Annotated in this window: 19 protein-coding genes; 2 read left to right on the forward strand and 17 right to left on the reverse strand. The window is 56.3% G+C overall.

Going from position 1 to position 18,107, the window contains the following annotated elements:
• Window positions 1-2 precede the first annotated feature (2 nt).
• Window positions 3-1,289 (reverse strand): adenylosuccinate synthase, encoded by a 1,287-nt coding sequence (locus ET810_RS08985; RefSeq protein ID WP_087454597.1) that lies wholly within the window; start codon window positions 1,287-1,289, stop codon window positions 3-5.
• An 80-nt stretch (window positions 1,290-1,369) separates the two neighbouring features.
• Between ET810_RS08985 and ET810_RS08990 the strand changes: the two genes are divergently transcribed.
• A complete protein-coding gene (locus tag ET810_RS08990) occupies window positions 1,370-2,224 on the forward strand; it encodes a hypothetical protein (protein WP_087454598.1) in 855 nt (284 codons plus the stop codon).
• Here the strand turns inward: ET810_RS08990 and ET810_RS08995 are convergent, their stop codons facing one another.
• Window positions 2,225-3,325 carry an FUSC family protein gene (locus ET810_RS08995; protein ID WP_134316205.1) on the reverse strand — a complete coding sequence of 367 codons (1,101 nt, stop codon included), beginning with the start codon at window positions 3,323-3,325 and terminating at the stop codon, window positions 2,225-2,227.
• Between the two features lie 133 nt (window positions 3,326-3,458).
• Between ET810_RS08995 and ET810_RS09000 the strand changes: the two genes are divergently transcribed.
• Complete coding sequence (locus ET810_RS09000; protein ID WP_087454600.1) at window positions 3,459-4,556, forward strand: chymotrypsin family serine protease; 1,098 nt, start codon at window positions 3,459-3,461, stop codon at window positions 4,554-4,556.
• A 13-nt stretch (window positions 4,557-4,569) separates the two neighbouring features.
• Here the strand turns inward: ET810_RS09000 and ET810_RS09005 are convergent, their stop codons facing one another.
• The 15 genes from ET810_RS09005 to ET810_RS09065 form a co-directional block, all read right to left on the reverse strand.
• Window positions 4,570-5,694, reverse strand: coding sequence for an FUSC family protein (locus tag ET810_RS09005; protein WP_166741044.1), 1,125 nt, complete (start codon window positions 5,692-5,694; stop codon window positions 4,570-4,572).
• Between the two features lie 65 nt (window positions 5,695-5,759).
• Window positions 5,760-6,359: an ABC transporter permease gene (locus ET810_RS09010; protein ID WP_087454947.1), complete on the reverse strand. Its 600-nt coding sequence runs from the start codon at window positions 6,357-6,359 to the stop codon at window positions 5,760-5,762.
• A gap of 55 nt (window positions 6,360-6,414) precedes the next feature.
• Complete coding sequence (locus ET810_RS09015; protein WP_087454602.1) at window positions 6,415-7,230, reverse strand: ABC transporter ATP-binding protein; 816 nt, start codon at window positions 7,228-7,230, stop codon at window positions 6,415-6,417.
• Window positions 7,227-7,499, reverse strand: a complete 273-nt coding sequence (locus ET810_RS09020) for a PLDc N-terminal domain-containing protein (RefSeq protein WP_087454603.1) — start codon at window positions 7,497-7,499, stop codon at window positions 7,227-7,229. The genes ET810_RS09015 and ET810_RS09020 overlap by 4 nt, the downstream gene beginning before the upstream one ends.
• Window positions 7,492-8,058 (reverse strand): DUF5808 domain-containing protein, encoded by a 567-nt coding sequence (locus tag ET810_RS09025; protein WP_087454604.1) that lies wholly within the window; start codon window positions 8,056-8,058, stop codon window positions 7,492-7,494. Before ET810_RS09025 ends, ET810_RS09020 begins: the two co-directional genes overlap by 8 nt.
• The gene (locus ET810_RS09030) at window positions 8,055-8,369 is read right to left on the reverse strand and encodes a PadR family transcriptional regulator (protein ID WP_087454605.1); all 315 of its coding nucleotides are present in this window, start codon (window positions 8,367-8,369) and stop codon (window positions 8,055-8,057) included. Before ET810_RS09030 ends, ET810_RS09025 begins: the two co-directional genes overlap by 4 nt.
• Window positions 8,370-8,484: 115 nt before the next feature.
• Window positions 8,485-8,739, reverse strand: a complete 255-nt coding sequence (locus tag ET810_RS12780) for an LPXTG cell wall anchor domain-containing protein (protein ID WP_225870150.1) — start codon at window positions 8,737-8,739, stop codon at window positions 8,485-8,487.
• Window positions 8,699-11,677, reverse strand: coding sequence for an SdrD B-like domain-containing protein (locus tag ET810_RS09035; protein ID WP_241656038.1), 2,979 nt, complete (start codon window positions 11,675-11,677; stop codon window positions 8,699-8,701). Before ET810_RS09035 ends, ET810_RS12780 begins: the two co-directional genes overlap by 41 nt.
• A gap of 23 nt (window positions 11,678-11,700) precedes the next feature.
• A complete protein-coding gene (locus tag ET810_RS12785) occupies window positions 11,701-12,348 on the reverse strand; it encodes a hypothetical protein (protein WP_225870151.1) in 648 nt (215 codons plus the stop codon).
• A gap of 177 nt (window positions 12,349-12,525) precedes the next feature.
• Window positions 12,526-13,560 (reverse strand): class II fructose-bisphosphate aldolase, encoded by a 1,035-nt coding sequence (gene fbaA / locus ET810_RS09040; RefSeq protein WP_013912436.1) that lies wholly within the window; start codon window positions 13,558-13,560, stop codon window positions 12,526-12,528.
• Between the two features lie 153 nt (window positions 13,561-13,713).
• On the reverse strand, window positions 13,714-14,856 hold the full coding sequence (locus tag ET810_RS09045) for a glycoside hydrolase family 76 protein (RefSeq protein ID WP_087454606.1): 1,143 nt from the start codon (window positions 14,854-14,856) through the stop codon (window positions 13,714-13,716).
• A 92-nt stretch (window positions 14,857-14,948) separates the two neighbouring features.
• Complete coding sequence (locus tag ET810_RS09050; protein WP_087454607.1) at window positions 14,949-15,620, reverse strand: TrmH family RNA methyltransferase; 672 nt, start codon at window positions 15,618-15,620, stop codon at window positions 14,949-14,951.
• The gene (gene pyrE / locus ET810_RS09055; RefSeq protein ID WP_134316206.1) at window positions 15,613-16,158 is read right to left on the reverse strand and encodes an orotate phosphoribosyltransferase; all 546 of its coding nucleotides are present in this window, start codon (window positions 16,156-16,158) and stop codon (window positions 15,613-15,615) included. The genes ET810_RS09050 and pyrE overlap by 8 nt, the downstream gene beginning before the upstream one ends.
• Window positions 16,159-16,206: 48 nt before the next feature.
• Window positions 16,207-17,205 carry a type III secretion system chaperone family protein gene (locus tag ET810_RS09060; protein WP_087454609.1) on the reverse strand — a complete coding sequence of 333 codons (999 nt, stop codon included), beginning with the start codon at window positions 17,203-17,205 and terminating at the stop codon, window positions 16,207-16,209.
• A 10-nt stretch (window positions 17,206-17,215) separates the two neighbouring features.
• Window positions 17,216-18,052 (reverse strand): sulfurtransferase, encoded by an 837-nt coding sequence (locus tag ET810_RS09065; RefSeq protein ID WP_087454610.1) that lies wholly within the window; start codon window positions 18,050-18,052, stop codon window positions 17,216-17,218.
• Window positions 18,053-18,107: the final 55 nt, after the last annotated feature.

The following is an 18,107-nucleotide window of genomic DNA, read 5'->3' on the forward strand; positions in this document are numbered from 1 at the left end:
CTTTATGCCATAACGTCGTGGCAAACAATCGTCTGGTCGCGTCCTGGCCCGACTCCGATGTAGGAAATACGGCAGCCAGATAGCTCTTCCAGCCGGCGCACATATGACTGCGCCTTTTCTGGCAGCTCCTCGAACGTGGTGCAGCCGGTGATGTCTTCGTCCCACGCCGGCATGGTCTCATAAATCGGTACTGCGTGGTGGAACTTGGATTGCGTCATCGGCATTTCATCGTGGCGCTCCCCGTCAACGTCGTAAGCAACGCAAATAGGAATTTCTCCGATGCCGGTTAGCACGTCCAGCTTGGTCAGGAAGAGATCGGTGAAACCGTTCACGCGAGATGCATAGCGTGCAATCACGGAATCGTACCAGCCACAACGGCGCTTCCGGCCGGTGTTCACTCCGACTTCGCCGCCTGTGGTCTGCAGGAACTCGCCCCATTTATCAAACAGCTCTGTGGGGAATGGTCCGGCACCCACACGGGTGGTGTACGCCTTGATGATGCCCAGGGAGCTGGTGATCTTGGTGGGCCCGATGCCTGCACCTACACATGCGCCACCCGCGGTGGGGTTGGAAGAGGTAACAAACGGATACGTGCCGTGGTCGACGTCCAGCATGGTGGCCTGGCCACCCTCCATGAGGACGTTCTTGCCTGCGTCGAGAGCCTCGTTGAGTACGAGTTCAGACTCGATGACCATGGGGCGCAGTCTTTCTGCGTAGCCCAGGAAGTACTGAACTATTTCTTCTGCGACGATGGCCTTGCGGTTGTACATCTTGACCAGGGTCTGGTTCTTTACGTCGAGTGCGGACTCGATCTTCTGGCGCAAGATGGACTCGTCAAAGACATCTTGCACGCGGATGCCTATGCGTGAGACTTTATCCGCATAGGCCGGCCCGATACCGCGACCAGTGGTGCCGATGGCACGCTTGCCCAGGAATCGCTCCTGAACCCGGTCGAGAACCTGGTGGTAGGGGGCCACAAGGTGAGCATTGGCGGAAACTTTGAGTCGTGATGCGTTGGCACCGCGAGATTCAAGCCCGTCGATTTCGTCGAAAAGCGCTTCAAGATTGATCACCACGCCGTTTCCCAGAATGGGGGTGGCGTTTTCCGAGAGAACACCAGCGGGCAGGAGCTTAAGCTCGTACTTTTCTCCACCGACTACCACTGTGTGACCTGCGTTGTTGCCGCCGTTGGGCTTGACCACGTAGTCAACCTGGCCGCCCAGGATGTCGGTTGCTTTGCCTTTGCCTTCGTCGCCCCATTGGGCACCGACGATCACGATTGCTGCCATGATTTACACGTCCTTGACTTTAGAATGCTCACAGACGTTTCATCATTGTACATACAAGCTCGTTTTCTGCCCTCCTCACCATGACAGATCACACACTTCCCAGAATTATTATCGCCTGCTGCGGCACTCCGCCCCCGAGCATTTCCGCCGACCGAATAGAACAGCTTTCGGCTATCCCTACCCGTAAGGAGCTGCGCTTTCTCGACCAAGAAGCCGCTGCGATCCTGCCGGAAGACCCCACGCCTTCCCTCGCTGAGATAGCGGCCATGCCCGATGTCCCGCATTTGGGGTCTCCTCAGTATGCGCCGCAACAGGTGGATCGCCCGTTACGCGTGGTGGTGATGGGTTCCGACGCCGCCCTCTCCGCCGTCATCACGCGCCTGATGCGCGCCGACACCCTGTGGGTCGAGGTCGCCTTTGTCCCCACCGAACAGGACTCGCGTGTGGCGCACCTCTGGCAGCTCCCCTCTGATCCCTTGGCCTTCGCGCTTTCGGGCGCAGTTCGCCCCAAGCCACTCTTGCGTGACGACGCCGGCATCGTCGTCGCAGGCATCGCCACGGTCACTGCGTGGGACGCGGGAGAGATTACCGGGGAGATCATCGTGGATGACCACGTGCTGATTCACCACCAAGGCAAGCGAAAAGCACCCCGCCGAGGCGTCTTCGGGGCACAACTCACCTCTACGTTGGATGCTCCCGGCGCGCAAGGGAACGTGATCGTGACTCCGCTGCGAGAGCCGGAGGTCAGTAGTTTCGTCGCAAAGCTAGGAAAGCGCGAGTTCGGGCTTATCGACGAAGACACCTGGCTGGGACGAGCCTTGCAGGGCGGCGGCATCGATTTCCGGGTTGAGGTCGATGGGGTTTCGCGGAAGCGGCCGGTAGATCGGGTGACGTTTTATCGACATCTGCGGGATCTGCAGTCGGTGCGCCCCTAATCATTCTTCCCACAGCTCGGGCGGGTATGCCGGGGTGGATGATGTCGGGGCGAGGACGGCGACGGCAGATTCACGGGACAACCCGCAGACCTGCAGCAAATCCACGATGATAGAACGCGATTGCGCGAGGACCACCTGGGCGGAGAGCACCCCGGAGTCGGCTATGTCGGGAGTGCAGCGGCCGCCGAGAAAGCGCAAGCGTCGGACGAGCTCGGGAATCTCGGCTAGGTTGTCGTTGGAGCTGGCTATGCCCTCCACAATGTCCGCCAGTTCTTCGATGATCGTAAGCTGTTCTGCGGTGACAGTGTCGTGGTCTTCCACCAGGATCTGCGCACGGCGCGCGAGCACTCGGGTGTTACGGATGGCGTTATCCACCGGTGCAAGGATGCGGACAAAGGATCGGACACGATGCCGCGAGGCCCAGAGCAGCGGAGACACGGTGCTTTCCTCCTGACCAGACTTGGCGGCTTCGAGCATCGCGTTGATAGAGACTTGCGATCCCCTAGCCCGCTCCAGCTCTTCCCGGATGATGTCGGGGTCTGCGGTCTTAAGGCCCACGGCGACATGCTTGAGGACCGTGCTGGCGAGCCGGAGCACCGCGGAGACTTCACGACGTCCCTCCGCGAGCGGGGAGTGCGGCAGCAGCGCCATAACGACGATGCCCGTGATACAGCCGAGGAAAGCGTCGATCATGCGATCCGGCCCCGCAGAGGTCCCCGGAGGCATGATTGTGGCGATCAGAATCGAGCCAATGGCTACCTGATTGATCAAGAGTTGGCTCTTGGACAGGAAGGTGGCCACAAACAGCGAGACAAAGATCTCGAGCGGCATCTGCCAGTGTCCCACGCCAATTCCCATGATGAGGAGATCGCCAAGCCCCACGCCGATGGAACAGCCAATGGAGAGTTCTATCGCCTTTTTAATTCTGTTTCCGCTGGTCAGGCCAAGGATGATGATAGCTGCCATCGGTGCGAAGAAAGGTTTGTCATGCCCAATAAGGTTGCGGGCGATCCAAAAAGCGATGCCTGCCGCGAGCGACATCTGAACAATAGATAGGAAACTTCGTCTGAGCCTTAGCACCCTCTCCTTGATATCCAGCATGTTTGCCAGCTTAGTTGATTCTCATTGCATAAGTATTTATTATTTTCCGCCCCCACCTGAGGGAAAAAACTCATCTACCTTCCAACCCAAAATAAATTCATAATGCAATTTGCAATCAACCGGAAGGAAACCGATGCACCTCAAACGCAAATTAGCGACGGTGCTTGTAGTCGCAGCCCTCTTGCCTCTCCCCGTGGCAAGCGCCCAAGACTCTCCCTCAGTTCCCGCAGCTGTTGATCAGGGAGACCGGCTACTGATTCAAAAAACCGCCAACATGCTTGGCGTATGCACTGTGGGCTACGTAGACACCGAGAACAATCGCGTGTGGACCGATGCTCACTGCGGCAACGATGGCGCCGAGGTATATGACGAATACCAGCAGACCATCGGCACCCTGCGCCATGTCTACCCAAACGAGTGGGCAACACTGAGCAACAACACAGACATGCAGTGGAGCGTCAATAGCCGCGCATCTGACCTGGCTTACGTGGAGATTTCCGATCCTAACGTCCTCGGAAAGAACTACTTCTCCCAGGACGCAGTTGCTGAGCCAGAGGTCGGCGACGTCCTTTGCGCCTACGGCAGCCGCACCCAGCGCATTGCGTGCTCCCCCATCACCAATATCAGCGGACCGGTGGTCATCACCGGTAACATCGGATCCGACCACGGCGATTCGGGCGGACCTGCATGGGTAGAGGGCAAGGGCTACATCGGCCAGCTTCTCGGAGCAGACCACGTCTGGCGCTCGGACAAGGGTGAAGTAACCACCACCGTTTTCCGCAAGATCGGCACCAATGACCTGCGCAATCCCCTCGACTTGCGCCAGCAGCTGCCGTACTACGACCTAGACTTTGACCGCCTCCGCCACCCAGAGGTAACCACCACGGGGAACAGCGATCAGATCCTCCGCGAAAAGGCAGAGCGCGACCGCGCCGAGCGCGACCGCGTTGCACGTGCGATGATGGGCGATCTGGATTCGCGTCTAGGCCGTGCACGTGAAGACGAGCGCACGCTTGAGCACCGCACCAACGAGTTGGAGAATGAGGTAAACGGCGAGTCCAACCGTGAGCGCCGCGAGGAGCTAGAGCGTGACCTGGAGAATGCTAAGGCTACGCGCGACGTGCTGAAGGAGCAGAAGGAAGCGCTAGAGCGCACCGAGAAGCAGCGTTCCACCAACAACGCAGATTCTCAGGGCTCTTCCGGCGGATTCTTCAAGTTCTTCCGTCGCTAGAAGCAGCCGAGAATCATTCACCATCGTTCCAGATTTTCCTCACTGTGGCTGGGTGTTCCGAGGTAGGGGCGAGAACTTCTACCGCGGAGCGCCTGGACTGGCCACATATTTGGAGCAGATCCACGGTCAATGATCGGGTCTGTGCCAACACGGCCTGAGCGGAGAGCACTCTCCCCTCGGCCACATCTAAGCCCGAGCGTGCGCCGGCGTCCTTGAGGATGCCGACCAGCTTGGGCACTTCTGCGTTTTCAGAGACTTCCGTGTTTCCAAAGTAGAGATTCGAGAGCCGTTCAGACACACAAGCCAGGGTCTCTATCAGATCGATCTGTTGCGCGGACACCTCATCTTGGTCTTCGCAGATCACCAGCGCCCGGCGCGCGAGCACACGCGTATTGCGCATCGCGTTGTCCACGGGGTTGAGAATCCTCATCATCGAACGGATCCGGCGGCGTTGCGCCCAGAGCAGTGGCGACGCCTGGATTGTCTCCTTGCCCATGTTGGCAGCGGCGATCATCTGGTTGATCTGCCCTTGGGTGCCACGCGCTAGGATAAGGGCATCAGCGATAGCGTCAGCGTCGCCCATGCGCAGCGCACTGGCAACCTTGCGCTGGACAACAGCCACCACGCCAAGAATATTTGCGATTTCCCGCCTGCCCGAGCGTAAGGGAGAGTCCGGAATGAGCGCTATAACCGCGATCCCCACCAGGCCGCCCACCAGCGCGTCGAGCATGCGGTCAGTGCCTCCCGAGGTACCCGGCGGGAGAATCGTTGCAATCAGGACTGCTGCGAACGACGCCTGATTAGCCACCAGCACCCCCTTGTCCGCGACAGTGCCCAGCACAATGGAAAGAGCCACTGCGACCGAGATCTGCCAGACCCCAGAACCGACAAGGGCGATGAGGACGTCGCCAAGCCCCACGCCGATGCTCACCCCCAGGACGAGTTCAAAGGAACGGCGGAATCGTTCTCCGCCTGTTGTGCTCAGCACAATCACCGTGGCCATCGGAGCGAAAAAGGGCTGTTCATGGCCAAAAAGGTGCAGACCCACCCAGTAGGATAACCCCGCCGCAAGCCCCGCCTGGATCACATAAATCCAATTAGAGCGCAGCCGCATCAGCCCCTGATGGAATCTGTTCATCCGTTGTGTCTGTGACCACGTAGGTGCCATAAGTTCCTCAATCTACTCTGTTACCTGAGTAAATCTTAGTCGCCCTGAATTTCTATGCGGTCGTACAGCCGCATCGCCGCATAAAGAACCACACACGCAAGGGGCACGCTGACCCATGCTGGCGGTGCAGATTCCCAGATTGCGGTGAGCTGTATCAAGAGAAAAACTGCGCATCCTACACCGGCTGCAGCAACCATTCGCTGCCAGATCACAGCCGCACCGGTAATCACCGCAAGCACAAGCGTCATCTGCATAAACCATTCGCTGCTTCTGCTTGCAGACAATGCGGCTTCCCCAAAAATCAGGTTGGTTGCGACCCACACTATCAACGTTCCTAGCGTTACGACGCCCACCGAAAGCGCATAATAACTGAATACCTTGGAGCTAATGTATGCACGACGCGACACATTCCGGCTCAGCACAAGGACGGCTTCCCCACCGCTAAGGCCTCCGCTTATTCCGTGAGCGGACACGATAATAATAGTGATGCTGATGACTTGGTGTAAGTTTTTCTCCCATTGCGCATACGAGTCCCGCCACGTGGGCTCAGGCATCGACAAGCTCTGAATTATGTCGGGCATAAACCATGCAGTGACTGGAGAAGCTACAGCAAGAAAGAGTCCCAGCCCTAACACAATGTGGCTGCTAGGAATCGACATTATTCTTCGCAGTTCGTAGGCCCATAAGACTTTATTGCCGTTCAAGGCACACCGCCTCATAAACATCCTGCAAGGTAGATGTTTCGATTGTCACTGGTACTCCCCATTGGGCTTGCAAGGCAGCACGCAAGGCCTCGTCTCCGGGGAGTCGGAGGTATGTGTTGGCAGACCGGTGTGCTGCTAACACATCTTGTATCTCCCCCTCAAGCACAAGTTTTCCCTTATGCAGCAGGCCTACGTGGTCGCACACGTTTTGGACGTCGGCAAGCAAGTGCGAAGTAAAAAGGACTGTGGTCTGCCCGCGCAGTTGCTTGATGATAGCTAAAACATCAGCACGCCCTAGTGGGTCGAGCGCGCTCGTGGGCTCGTCCAACACGAGTAATCGCGGTGCGCCTATCAGGCTGGCAGCGATGCCCAGACGCTGCACCATTCCTCGCGAAAAACCTCCCACGGTGCTTCTGGCCCCTGCCAGCCCAACAAGGTCTAACAGATCGTGTGCTCGATCAGCCACCTGATCTGATTCCACTCCAGACACCCGGCCTAAATATATGAGCGCATCTATGGGTTTCATCCACGCGGCAAAGCGGGGAACATCTGGCAAATAAGCTATCTGATTACTGGGCTCTGGTGGCAATGTCCCTCGAGGCAGTCCGAGTACTGTTGCACTTCCCGAGGTAGCAGCAGCAAAGCCCAGCAGAATCCTGATAGTTGTGGTCTTTCCCGCACCATTCGAGCCGATAAACCCATATATAGAGCCTTCAGGAACGTTCATGGAAAGATTATCCACAACGACTACATCGCCATAACGCTTGCTCAGATTCTGCGTTTGCACAGCTAACACGGTCATAGAGCATCCCCATAAAGCTGTTCAATCGTTTTTGCGCCTTTAGTGGGCTGCGTTCGTTCCGGTTGATCGCGATGCTTCCGGTCCCGGAAATACACGACCAAAAACACAATGCTTCCCACCGTTTGTCCCACCAAGATCGCTACTATCCATACCCACCGGGGCTGTTCAGCTAATCGCCGATCCCCGAGCCGCACAACATATAAAAGCGCCGTTACTGTCAGAGCTCCTTGCAGCGCGATCAACCACCACAAAGGTGCGAACTCACTCATTGTCCTTTGCCCTCAACGTTGCATCCAGGTTGAGCAGCGCGGATTTGACGGTGGTCACTACCACGGCGGTAGTGACCACGGGAAAGCTCAGAACAGCGATCGTGGAAAGCGGCCGCGAATCAGCTTTGATCGCACATATGTCTAGGAACGCCATAGTTTGCACCCCCAGGGTTTGCGCTTTTACGGTCACGTCTTTATCGGCGCTCCACAACGCCATTGCCCCACTCAGCGCGGTATAAGGCACAAGTTTTTGTTTACTGGCGACGCAAGCCGTCAGCGCCACAACGCCGGTGCCGATAAAGGGCATGTACTTCAGGGCTTTGAGCGTTTGCGACGGCACATACTCCTGCAAATCCGGCAGCGAATCATCCGGTCGCACTAGCCCCAACTTGACGGCAAGCGCCCCTACATTGAGATCCCATCCAATTCCCAATGATCGCGGCACAAAAAGAGCCGGGTTCTCTGGCTCGAAGATTTTAAATTGCGTCTGCGGAGAATGCACTGCGACGCCAAAAATCTTTATGGTTCCGTCTTGTTTTCGTTCATAAAAGCTGGTCATTTCCCAATCCCTTCCAGGTGTTCGTTGACAAATACGGACAGTGCGCGCCATTCCTGCGCCAGTTCTGTTATGCGCTGGCTCCCCTTCTCTGTGACCGAATAGATCTTGCGAGGTGGCCCCGAAGGCGATTCCTCCCAATGGCTACCGATCCACGCGTGCTTTTTCATTCGGGTTAGCAGTGGGTAAAGAGTTCCCGAAGAGACCTCCATCCCCAGATGCTCAATGAGCGCACCACCATAGGTGGGTTCCTTTTCCAAGGCCGCCAAAACGATCAGTTCCAGTACGCCTTTTCTTAATTGTGATTCCGCCATCTCACCTTCTATGTGTCGCCTATTACTATGCAATACATAGTAGACAGGTTGTGCAGACATGCACAAGGGCGGTACACCTCGCAATGAGATGTACCGCCCTTAGTTCTATGGATTATTACTTATTCTTACGACGCGCAACGAGTGCAGCGCCTGCAAGGACAAGCACTAGTGCCGCTACGAGCAGCCCCATAACACTTGCACCAGTGGTAGCCAGCATCGGAGACTTCTTTGCCTCTGCCTTTGGTGTCACCTTTGTCGGCTCGACCTTCGACTCAGCCTTCGGCTCAGCTGGTTTAGGTGCGGTGGTAGGAGCGGGCGCAGGAGCGTTGCTACTTCCATTGCTGCTTCCGCTTACCAAAGCAGCTAGCAAACCAACACCGCCTAACGCCACCAGCGATGAGCAGGTTACGAATCAGATCGCTGTTGCCTTCAGGAACCGGGTACGTGATGGTGACGGTTCCGTTGTTTGTTCCGGGGTTTCCGTCCGCATCTTCACCGTTGTACTTCACGGTATCCGGACTTCCTACAAAGTCCGGCTCAGGCGTGAATGTGAAGTTTCCGTTCTCGTCGATAGTCCAGACACCCTGGCCAGGAACGGTCATCTTCTTGCCATCTTCCGAGATCTCAGCGCCTTCAGGCTGGCCGTCTTCGACAAACTTCACGGTTTCTGGAAGCAAATCTGCAGGATAATCGGGGTGGTTTCCCTTACCTGGGGTAACGGTAACCGGCTCACCGGTCTCGCCCTTATCCACAAAGTGCGGCAGCGGGAACTCGCCATCGCTTTCTTTCGGAATAACAATCGGCGTGTAGTGAGCAACGTGAGTTACTTCGCCCTGGGTGGCGGTAACCACCACGGTCTTTGCTACACCAACAAAGTCAGGATGGGGCTCAAAGGTAACCACGCCATCGCTATCGATGGTGAACGTACCCTGACCTGGCACCTCTACCTTGTCGGTGGGGTTGTCGGAGGCGTCGACAAGCTTATACTCAACCAGAAGGGTCGGATCGACCCCTGGGAACATTTCTGCAGGAGTGATGCCCGCGTCCGTGATGTTTCCAAATTTCTCCGAGTCATTGTCGGTTGACTTCTGGGTCTCACCTTGGTGGGCCACGGTCACCGAGTTCTTGGTCTCCGGCTCAAAGATGTAGCCATCGTCCAGGTTCGGGGTATCCTCCCCAACCTTGACCTCAGCGGTGGCAGTCTCACCAGTGATCGGATCAGCGTTGGAGTCCTTCTCCTTGGTAACGTCCGCATCCGAGGACTTCTTGGTCAGATTTTCCGTCTCACCGAAGCACACGGAATAATCGGTACCAGGGGCAAGGTTCTCGAACTTATACGTGCCGTCTTCCCCGGTTTCCACGGGGTTAACGCTCTCGACGGGATTGCCGTCCCTGAGCAAGGTAACGGTCACGCCAGCGCGCGGCTTCTCGTTATCGTCGCGGATACCATCCCTATCGGCATCGAACCAGGTCATACCGGACAGTGAACCCAACTTAACGAAGCTGAAGTCCAAGGTCAGATCCTGAGCGCCGTCCTTGGTCAGCGCGCCCGGCGCGGTTTCCTCGCTCTTGGTGGAGGAGTCTTCCGCCGTGTTAGTTGCGTCGGACTTAGCAGGAACAAAGCCTTCAGGATCTTTTACAACCTCAACGGTGTAGCTTTGATCATCTTTCAGAACCGGAAGGTTCTCAAAGAGGTACTTGCCCTTGTCATCGGTGAGAGCATTGGCGACTAGCTTGCCGTCGATGTCCTTAGCCGGGTTGCCTTCCGGATCAAGAATCCTTAGCTCAACGCCAGGGATGCCGCTGTCGTCGCCATCATTCTGGATGCCGTCATTGTTCTTGTCATGCCAGACAAAATCACCAACGGAAACCGTAGGCGCAAAGGAAACAACAACTAGACCTGCGTCTACGTCGAGACGATCAGACTGCAGATCAATAACATCGGTGAGACCGATGCTGTTGAGCTTAGATTCTTTCGCATCAGAATCTTGCTCAGTCTTACCGTCTACGTCAGGGCCAGGAACCGTAAAAGCAGTGAAAGGTTTGTCGTCTGAGGTACGCGCAGCAGAGTAGTCGAACTGTACCTTGTACTTGCCCTTGGGCAGGTTTTCAAAGAGGTACTCGCCATTATCGCCGGTGATTATCTCATAAGGCTTATCTGTTCCGGGTTGTTTAACAGGATTACCCTGCTCATCCAGCAGCGATACCTTGACGTTTTTAACGCCTGGCTCGCCATCCGTTTGCAGGCCATCAGAGTCCTGGTCAAACCAAACCTTGTCGCCCAAGGAGACCAAGGGTTCTGGCTTCTTCTCGACCGTGAACTTGAGGTCTTCTACCTCGCCACCCTGCACAACGCCGGTGGGTTGCAGCATATCATCAGCCTTGACACCTTCGCCGCCTACACGGATGCGGGCGTAGTAGTCCTTACCGGGCTCAGGCTTGTTGGCAGCGTCACTCCAGTCGAAGGCGACGTTGCCATCCTTTACTACGCCAACGCGACGCTCAGAGTCGTCGAATGTACCGTTGTTGTCCAGGTCCACCCATGCCACAACGTCGCTATCTTTAGCGGTTGCGGGGAAAGTGACCTTGCCGTTCGACTTCTCAAAGCCGTCTTTGAAAGCGTTCGGTGAGACGTCTTCCTCGGAGTCCTTCTTAGCGTCATCGCTCCAGTTTCGGCCGCCGTCGCGAGTTGAGATGTCATTATCGACGCGGTTCTTGGCCTCAAAAGCAACGTCCGGGTTCTGCTTTGGCTGACCCGTCACATTCCAGTTATCCAGGATGTGGCTGGCTTCCCCATAAGACTTCGGCGCATCGCCTTGATCCGTAGGGATGAAGATACCTGCGACAACACCTTGGCGAGAGCCAGTCTTGCCACGCGGGTGATTGTCCAGGGTGACGGAAACCGTCTTAGCACCACGGCTGACCAGGAGCGGCTGAGACTGCGGAATGGATTTCCATTCTCCGCCTTCCTCGTTCAGCTCTGTGTCCACCCAGCCATAGCTCTTGTCACCGTTTTGCAAAGACCACTCATCGCCGGGCTTTACGACGATCGGATCATAAGGTTTCGCACCATCCGGAACTTCTTTGGGTACGGAAGGATCTTTATCTACAAAGTAGTAACGCTTCTCTTTGCCGACAAGGTCCTGAATAACCTGCCAACCACCGTTAGCATCTGTCACTAGCCCAAGGTTCTCTGGAACTCCGCCACGACGCTGTGCTTGGACACCATCAATTTTAAAGGTCGTACCGTAAGGATTGTTGTGGTCTTCCACCTTGATTCCGGTGGACTCACCGTCAGAAGCAATCACGTCGAGAGAGATCGGCTTGCCATTCAGGGTGCCTTGAATGGCAAGGTCAAAGTGTAGCCCTGGTTTCCTACAGCATCAGCATTACCATCAAACAGGTCAGGGTTAAGGTACTGGCTGATCTGCCACTTTGCACCGGAATCACTGGGATATAAAACATCCCTGTCAAACCATTTATCGCGCTCCGAGTTACGTCCGGCAAGCGCAGCAAAATCGATCGGCCGGAAAAAATCATTCCACGTCACGTTACGTGCCCAGATGCCGCCGTTGTCCACAGTGAGCGGTGTTCCGTTGCTGCTCTGAGCATCGGAATACATAGCCTTAATGCTCTTGATGGTTACGGTGACTTCCATCCCTTTAGGCACACCATCAGCCTCTTTGTAGGTATAGGTGTCGTCCTCTTTGATGCGTTTGCCGCCAAAGCCGCCTTCATTGTTTTCCGCACTATTGGCGTACCACTTATTTTGAAGTTCGTCGCCACTGGCTACCTTGGAGAAATCAAAGAAGAAAATCTCATTGGCAAATTTCGCATCTGGATTGCTGCTAGTAAATGCATTAGTTGTTCCGTCATCGACGGCCGCAAAGGCTGAGGGTGCCGTTACGGTTAAGCCTGAGATGGCAAGGGTTGCGGCTGTAGTGATTGCCACAATCCGAGGACCAGGTCTATTACCCATTGGGGTCTCCTAGAGAAGGAATGATTAAGTTAACCAGCCCAGCTAAGCAGCATATTTGCTACAGGTCAAAGAACCAATGAGTAATATGTTTTGGTTAAAAGCCAATCCACAGTTTTGTATAAAAAATGCCCGGTCAGCACTAAGCGACCGGGCATTAAAATATATACAGCTCTAAGTTTACTTGGTTACGGAGGTACCCACTGAGTGCAGGTCGTGGCAAGCCTCGATGATGCGCTCGGACATGCTCTGCTCAGCCTTCTTCATGTAAGAGCGAGGGTCGTAGACCTTCTTGTTTCCAACTTCGCCGTCGACCTTGAGCACGCCGTCGTAGTTAGAGAACATGTGAGCAGCAATTGGGCGAGAGAATGCGTACTGGGTGTCAGTGTCCACATTCATCTTGATCACGCCGTAGGTCAATGCCTCCTCGATCTTCTCCTTCTCGGAGCCGGAGCCACCGTGGAAGACGAAGTCGAATGGCAAAGCGGAGTCGTCGAGGCCGAGTAGCTTGCGGGCAACCTTCTGTCCCTCAAGAAGAACCTCTGGGCGCAACTTAACGTTGCCTGGCTTGTACACACCGTGGACGTTGCCAAAGGTGGCAGCCAGCAGGTAGCGGCCATTCTCGCCGGTACCGAGGGCGTTGATGGTCTTCTCAAAATCCTCTGGAGTGGTGTAGAGGTTGGCGCCAGCCTTGGCTTCCACGCCGTCTTCTTCGCCACCGACAACACCGATCTCAGCCTCAAGGATGATGTGAGCGTTTCGTGCCTTCTGGAGCAGCTCTTGAGCAATCGCAAGGTTCTCATCGATAGGAACAGCGGAACCATCCCACATGTGCGACTGGAACAGTGGAAGCTCGCCGCGATCTACGCGCTCCTGAGAAATAGCGATCAGGGGGCGAACGTACTCGTCCAGAACTTCCTTCTGGCAGTGGTCGGTATGCAGAGCAACGTTAATGCCGTAGCTCTTTGCTGCCTCGTGAGCGAATGCGGCGAGAGCCACGGCACCCTTGACCTTGTTCTTTACCGCAAGGCCGGAACCGAACTCCGCGCCACCGGTAGAGAACTGAATAATGCCGTCGGACTCAGCTTCAGCGAAACCCTTCAGAGCTGCGTTGATGGTTTCAGAAGAGGTGCAGTTGATGGCTGGGAAGGCGAATCCGCCTGCCTTAGCCCGATCCAGCATCTCGTTGTAGACCTCGGGAGTTGCGATAGGCATGAAAAATCCTCCAGTTGGATTAGCTTATTCGTTTCATCTGTGAGCACGATTGCTCGTAGCCTGTATCCCAGTATGCCAGCAACCCCAGCAGAATGCTTCCCTTCAATCTGAAAAGTTAGGAGAGAAATCACACAGATTCGGACATAACCGAAACTATTCAGACTCAACTATGTGTGCGGCGGCCTCTAGCAGCATCCACCCAGAGAGTTGCACGGACAGGTCACGTTCGTCGATACGCACTACATTCACTATGTCGCTCAGCGCCGAGCCTCCCACGCCAAAGTTGTGGGGAAGTTTCGCGTCATCGGTCCAGTCGGTGGCAAATACTGGAAGGCCATCGACCTCTAGGCGGTGATTCCACACACTTTCCGCCGAGGACATCACCAAACGCTTAGCGATGTTGCGGGCAGAGCGATTAGCCTCGCCGTCTTCGGGCAGCCGCACCGCCGCATCCGCGAGGTAGCGCGCCAAAATCCCTTTGAACAGCCCACCGTCGCCGTCGCCGGTTACCCAGTCGATCACTCCCGATGGCGTTGCCATTTCCTTGGCCACCGCATGGATTACGGCACGCGCATGAGCTAGGTATGTGATCGATTCTTCATACGTTGCTTCGTCGGCACGCAACGCCTCAGCGATTTCCACGCATGCCCCGATAACCACGCCTTGGCAATAAGGATGCGTGTATTTAACCAGCTCGGGACCCCGCATACTCATGCGGAGGCCATCCATCACCAGGCCTTTTTCATCAATAAGATTATCAAAAATCCAGTCGATGATCTCGCGAGCTTTGGCAATGTCACCATTGCGCGCAAGCATGATAGCTGCGGGGCCATTTGTCGGAACGTTAAAGAAGTGCTCCCCTACCCGCCACGGCAACACGCCCACCAGGGAATCCGCACCACCGACAATATTGGCTTCCAGTGCACGCAGGTGTTTACGTTTACCGCGTCCACGCATACGACGTTCCCGGTCCAGGGCAAGTGCCAGCCAGGATTTATCGTCGTAATAGTTATTGCGAGTCAGCTTGCCCAGGTTGCGGATCTGGATGCCTGCGATGGTCTCCCGGATTCGTTGCTTGCGGGCCTTACTGGGGCGGCGAATGGCGGCGTCGACAAGGCAATCTAGATAGTGCGCTTGCCACCAGTAATGCCACCGATAAAAAAGCTTTTCTTTAATATTCGGTGGCCACGCTACGACGGCTAAATTCGTGCGAGGCAGGCCCCACAACGACGACGCATGCCTCTCGTTAATCGCAGATTCAGCGAGATCGGCACGATGCAGCCATATTTCGTTCAACGTGATACCTACTCTTCTCGTAGAAAAGCCCGCCACCAGCTGGTGCGGCCGAACGGAACATTTCCCCAATACTAGACAAAAGCCTTAGCCAGCTACCATGCTTTCCCCAGATCGGCGTGTTGCCTTATCCATGCGTGCATGGCTATTCCGGCGGCAACACCAGCGTTGATCGAACGTGTCGAGCCAAACTGCGCAATAGAACACGTCATCAACGCCCCCTCTTGCGCCGCTTGGGTCACCCCCGGCCCTTCCTGACCAAAGAGCAGAAGGCATTTTTCCGGCAGCTCGGCAGTCTCTAAGGGAACGCACCCCGGCGTGTTGTCTATAGCCACGATTGTAAGGCCTTCCGCCAACGCCCAGTCGACCAGGGGCTGCGTGTCTGGGTGGTGCATAAGGTGCTGGTAGCGGTCGGTGACCATTGCGCCACGACGATTCCACCTGCGCCGCCCCACAATGTGCACCGTGTCTACGGCAAACGCATTGGCGGTGCGTACGACAGTGCCAATGTTCGCGTCGTTTTCAAAGTTCTCAATCGCGATGTGCAGGGCGTGGCGCCGGGTATCAATGTCCTTGATAATTGCGGGCCGTGACCAATAGCGGTAGGCGTCGACAACGTTGCGACGATCCCCCGCTTCCAGTAGCTCGGGATCATAGTGGGGCTCGGCGGGCAGGGGTACACCGGGGTGTTCTTCTGCCCACGGCCCAACCCCATGCAGGCCCTCGCCCCACTCTGTGGGACCCGGCGTGGAGGTTGCGTTAGACAAGCCCTAGATCCTCAAGCCCGATGAGGTAGCGGTACTCCAGCCCCTCGGCAGCAATAACGTCGGCCGCACCAGTGGCGCGATCCACGACGGTGGCCACGCCTACTACCTCGGCACCGATTTCCCGCAGCGCAGCAACTGCAGTAAGCGGCGAGTTTCCGGTGGTTGTGGTGTCTTCCACCACCAGGACTTTCTTACCCACCACATCGGGGCCTTCGACGCGACGCTGCATGCCGTGCTTTTTAGCTTCCTTGCGCACAACAAAGGCGTCGATTGCGCGACCTTCAGCGTGCATGACGGAGGTGGCCACGGGGTCAGCACCCAGGGTGAGTCCGCCGACGCACACATAATCCCAGTCTGCGGTGAGTTCGCGCAGCAGCTCTCCGATCAGGCGTGATGCACGGTGGTGCAAGGTAGCCCGACGCAGGTCAACATAGTAATCGGCCTCTTTGCCGGAAGACAGCGTGACTTTTCCGTGAACAACGGCGAGCTCTTTGACCAGTTCCGCTAGTTCTTTTTTCTTTGCTGCATTGATAGACATGGGTGCGGGAGTTCTCCTTAGTTTCAACTGCCGTTGGGCTTTAGCTACTTAGTTTAGAGGGTCGGTTCCGAGTTCCTCGGTGAGGTCCTCAAAGATCGTGGAACCTTGGCTGAGATCGCGCAGAGCGCGGGTTCCGTTATAGCGTTGCGTCTTTGGTTTATCGCCCTTGGCTATGGCTGCGACATCGTCACCGCCGACAGGCCGCGGTTCAACCACCCCTCGTGCTTGGGCTGTGGCGCGAGTTGGCAGCGGAACAGGATCTTCTTTGCGCGCAACCATGGGCAGAACCGGCACCGGATCTTCCGAGTCGTCCTCCTCCGTCTCCGGGGCATCCGGCATGGGCCGGGTGGGGTCGCAGTCCGTGAAATCCACTGGCTGGGTAGCGCCGCTTCGTGGCGGCAGGACCCGTGCTGCGTCGGCAAAGAGCGCGAGAGGCTGGATGAGCGCGTCCCAGTCCTCGTGGGTGGAGCCGCGTTCGAGCTGGGCTAATACCCAATCAGATTCCTCCCACACCACTGACACTGCGCTGGGCATATCGGCGAATGCTTTATCCACTCGCTCGTCCAGCATTCTTTCGGTAGCGCCTTGGTCGTTGCTGTACAGGATGAATCCCTCAATGCGGCTAACCTGCATTAAGTCTTCCGCATCTTCTTGTGCTTCTCGACGCGCCATCACAACCACATCCGAGGTAGCAGCGCGGCGCAGCGCCATCACGCTCACCTCGCCCAATTCCATGAGGTGCATCTCATATCCCCCGGCGATGCCGCTTACTACGTCGCGGGCAACCGCACCTTCCGCGGCCACTCCCCTGCTCCATTCGTCGGCAAGAAAAGCGTCCTCTTTGGTGTAATCAAATCCATGGGATTCAGCCCACGTCTTCTTTTCCTTCCGGCTCCCCCTAGGTATAGCCGCAAGCTTTTTCGACGGCCCACCTTTCTCCTCCGCGTCTGCGTTCTGTTGAACGGTGGTTGTCCGACGACGTGAAAGGTCAAACAACCACAGCCCGACTCCAAGGAGTCCCACAATTCCGGCGAAAAGAAATAGCATGGCTTAAAGCCTAGCGCGCATCTCCATGTTCAACAGGGTTCTTGGGATCTGCCGCCCATTGCGACCATCCACCCACATAATGTCGAGGCGTTCCCAGACCCGCAATATTCATAGCAATGATTGCTTGCGCCGAATGGTTGCCAGAACCCGAGTAAACGATCACATCATCCGCGCTGGTAATCCCCACAGCAGCAAACGCCGCACGGATTTCCTCCGGGGTTTTAAACAGACCCTCCTGGGTAAGCAGATCTCGGGAAGGAATATTGACTGCTCCGGGGATATGACCTGCTTTAAGATCAAGCCGTTCTTTGCGTCCAGCAAAACGATTAGCCTCGCGGGTATCCAGCAGGATCCCGGTGTGGTTCTTCACGTCCTCAATGGTTGCGGTGGGCATGCTGCCCAGCTCCGGCTCGATGGTGGAATACATCCGCGGGTTACCGGGACCGCCCAACGTCTCATATCCTGCAGCCTCCCACGCTTTCTGACCGCCGTCCAGGATGACCACGTCGGGAACGCCCGCCCACTTGAGCACCCACCAGGCGCGCGCGGCAAAAAGGCCACGGTGGTTGTCATACACCACAACCTGACGGTCATCTGTGAGACCCCAGCGGATAAACCAACGGTCCAGAATGTTCTTGGTGGGAAGCGGATTGCGACCCAGCTTGGAGCTTGGCGCAGAAGCCAAGGCAAATGCTGTGTCGCAGTAACGCGCGGTGGAAATGTGCTCTGAATTGAACTGCGCGTAGCCTCCGCCTTCGTGGGGCGACCATAGGCTGGCAAGAATGATGTTATTACTGCCGGTGTTGATTCGCTGCGCAAGCTCCTCAACGCTAATTGTGATACCCATACCCAAAAGTCTAAGGGCCGTCGCAGTTTTTCGCTTGTTTGATACCCCAAACGCG

This window comes from Corynebacterium silvaticum (assembly GCF_004382825.2).
Lineage (GTDB): Bacteria > Actinomycetota > Actinomycetes > Mycobacteriales > Mycobacteriaceae > Corynebacterium > Corynebacterium silvaticum.